General features: G+C 71.4%; 3 protein-coding genes. 1 reads left to right on the forward strand and 2 read right to left on the reverse strand.

Annotated features, from left to right (window positions below; genetic code table 11):
• Positions 1 to 196: 196 nt before the first annotated feature.
• Positions 197 to 1042, reverse strand: coding sequence for a PhzF family phenazine biosynthesis protein (locus FKV24_RS16475; RefSeq protein ID WP_141483154.1), 846 nt, complete (start codon positions 1040 to 1042; stop codon positions 197 to 199).
• Positions 1043 to 1237: 195 nt separating this feature from the next.
• Positions 1238 to 2110, reverse strand: coding sequence for an outer membrane protein assembly factor BamD (locus FKV24_RS16480; protein ID WP_141483155.1), 873 nt, complete (start codon positions 2108 to 2110; stop codon positions 1238 to 1240).
• A 91-nt stretch (positions 2111 to 2201) separates the two neighbouring features.
• On the opposite strand from FKV24_RS16480, the gene rluD reads away from it, so the two are divergent.
• Positions 2202 to 3176: a 23S rRNA pseudouridine(1911/1915/1917) synthase RluD gene (rluD, locus tag FKV24_RS16485; RefSeq protein WP_141483156.1), complete on the forward strand. Its 975-nt coding sequence runs from the start codon at positions 2202 to 2204 to the stop codon at positions 3174 to 3176.
• Positions 3177 to 3205 lie beyond the last annotated feature (29 nt).

Genomic DNA, 3205 nt, shown 5'->3' on the forward strand with positions numbered 1-3205 from the left:
AGGTTCATCCGGGGCTCCTGGGGTGCTGTTTGGGTCGCACCTACAGAATTCCGGGATCGCCCCGGATGAACAACCTACTGAAAGATCACACCTAGGCGCCCGCTGGCCGTGGGCGAACCGTTCGAGGCCGGCGGTCACCGCAGACTCGCCATCGCGGCGCCGGCCGCCGGAGCGATGGCGCCGCGGAGCGACGACCTCAGTCGGCGAGGCGCACGGCGCCGCCGCTGACGCTGATCGGACCGGTGGCCGGGATGTCCACGTTCAGCAGGCTGGGGCGGCCCATGTCCACGCCCTGGTGGATCACGACGCGGGTCGGCGCCGTCACCAGCGCGAGGTCGCGCAGATAGGCGCCGAAGGCCGCCGCGGCGGCGCCGGTGGCCGGGTCCTCGACCACGCCGCCGACCGGGAACGGGTTGCGCGCGTGGAATACCGTGTCCGACTCCCGCCAGACCAGGTCGACCGTAGTCAGGTCCGCGGCCAGCATGCAGTCCTTGAGCGCCTGGAAGTCGTAGTCCAGCGCGGCCAGGCGCTCGCGCGAGCCGGCCGCCAGAATCAGATGGCGCGCGCCGGCGAAGGCCACCCGTGGCGGCAGCGCCGGGTCCAGGTCCCGTTGCGACCAGCCCAGTGCCGTCAGCGCGCCGTCCAGCAGCACGTCCGGGGCGTCGTACAGATGCGGCGGCACGCTGGTCAGCGTGGCCTGGGTGCCGGCGGCCTCGCGCCGGGTCGTCACCGGCACCGTGCCGGCCCGGGTCTGGAACACGAAGTCGCGCGGCCCGACCCGCTCGGCGAGCGCGACCGCCGCGGCGATGGTGGCGTGGCCGCAGAACGGCACTTCGGCCAGCGGACTGAAGTAGTGGACCGCGTAGCGGTCGGGTTCCGTGGCGGGGTGCAGGAAGGCAGTTTCCGAGTATCCCAGTTCGGCGGCGATGGACTGCATCAGGGGCTCGTCCAGGGGCACGTCGGTGACGACGACGCCGGCCGGGTTGCCGCCGTCGCGGGTGTCGGTGAAGGCGGTGTAGCGCAGTGGGATGGGTGCTGTCATCGAGGGGCTCGTGGGTGCGGGGTCATCCTTGAGTTGCCGCCGCCGCGGGGACGGAACAACGACAGGTCTGGATCACTGCGTGCCACGGATACAGCGAATCGGCGTTCGCCGCCCGCGCCCCGAGCCAGGCCCGCGCCAACGAAAACGCCGCCCCGGAGGGCGGCGCTGTCGTCGATCGAGGCGCGGCGCCCCGACTCAGTCCATGTTGTCCAGGGCCGATTTCTCGCCCGCGAACGGGTTCAGCTTGCGCCAGTCGCTCGGGTAGTCCGGCCAATCGCCCTTGAGGTAGGGGTGGTCGGGCGCCTGCTGCTGCAGGGTCGCGCGCGCGCTGGCGGCCAGCGCCTCGTTGCCCAGGCCCTCGTAGGCGGCGGCGAGGGTGGCGACCGCGTCGTTCTGGTACTTGCTGTCCGGGTAGGTCTCCATCAGCGTGGTGGCCCGGCTGGCGGCGGCGACGTAGGCGGTGCGGCGCAGGTAGTACAGCGCCACGTCCATCTCGTGGCGGGCGAAGATGTCGCGCAGGTCGTTCATCCGCGACCGCGCGTCGGCGGCGTAGCGGCTGTTCGGGTAGCGGTCGACCACCAGCTTGAAGTCGTTGTAGGCCTGGCGCGGGGTGTCCAGGTCGCGGCGGCTGGCGTCCAGGCGCCAGACCCGTTGCAGGAACACCGCGTCGCGGCTGGAGTTGGCCAGGCCGCGCAGGTAGTACATGTAGGCGGCGTTGCGGTGGGTCGGATAGGTGCGCAGGAAGCGGTCGATGCTGCTGACCGCGTCGTCGTGCTTGCCGGCCTTGTATTGGGCGTAGGCGGTCTCGACCAGGGCCTGCTCGGTGTACTGGCCGTACGGATACTGCGCGACCAGCCGCTTGAACGTGATCTCGGCCGAGGCCCAGTTGCCGTTGCGCATCGATTTCTGGGCCTTCTCGTAGAGGGCCTCGACCGGCTGGCCTTCGTCGCTGTCCTTGTCCTTGTCGCGGGAGCAGCCGGTTGCCAGCAGGGTGGCGATCACCAGTGCCGCGGCCAGGCGGGGCAGGGGGCGGACGAGGATGGAACCGGAGGTGGAGCTTGGAGTCATGGCAGGCTTGGACGGGCGCCGGAGGCACGAACTGCCGATAATAGCAGTCCGGGCCAACCTGGCCTTAATCGAAGCCGAGGCCCCTGACCGCATGAGCGATGCAACCCCCGCATTGACCGCCACCGTCCCCGACAGCGCTTCCGGGCGCCGCTTCGACGCGGTGCTGGCCGAGCTGTTCCCGGACTATTCGCGCTCGCGGCTGGCGGCCTGGATCAAGTCCGGCGACGCCCGTCTCGACGGCCGCCAGGTCCGTCCGCGCGACCCGGTGCGTGGTGGCGAGACGGTCACCGTGAAGGTGATCGAGGAGGTCCAGACCCATTCGCAGCCGGAGGACATCCCGCTGGAGGTGCTGTACGAGGACGAGCACGTCATCGTGATCGACAAGCCGCCGGGCCTGGTCGTCCACCCCGGCGCCGGCAACCCCGCCGGCACCCTGGTCAATGCCCTGCTGCACCGCGATCCGGCGCTGGACAAGCTGCCGCGCGCCGGCATCGTCCATCGCCTCGACAAGGACACCTCGGGGGTGATGGTGGTCGCCCGCACCCTGGTCGCGCATACCGCGCTGGTCGAGCAGCTGTCGGCGCGCGAAGTGCACCGCCAGTACCTGGCGGTGGTGGTCGGCGCGATGGTCGCCGGCGGCACCGCCGACGCTCCGATCGACCGCCATCCGCGCGATCGCATCCGCATGGCGGTGCGCGAGGACGGCCGCGAGGCGGTGACCCACTACCGCCTGCGCGAGCGTTTTCGCGCCCACACCCTGGTCGAGTGCCGGCTGGAAACCGGCCGCACCCACCAGATCCGCGTGCACATGGCCCACATCAAGTACCCGATCGTCGGCGATCCGATGTACGGCGGTCCGCTGAAGCTGCCCAGGGGCGCCACCGCGGAGCTGGTCGAGGCCCTGCGCGGGTTCCGTCGCCAGGCCCTGCATGCGGAGACGCTGGAGTTCGCCCATCCGGTCAGCGGCGAGGCGGTGCGCTGCAGCGCGCCGATGCCCGCGGACATGCGGGCGCTGGTGAAGGCGCTGCAGGACGACAGCCGCGCCGCCGCCGAGGCCGGACGCTGACGTGGCCGCGGCGAGGTCCTGGCCGCGGC

Source organism: Marilutibacter maris (genome assembly GCF_006546735.2).
Lineage (GTDB): Bacteria > Pseudomonadota > Gammaproteobacteria > Xanthomonadales > Xanthomonadaceae > Marilutibacter > Marilutibacter maris.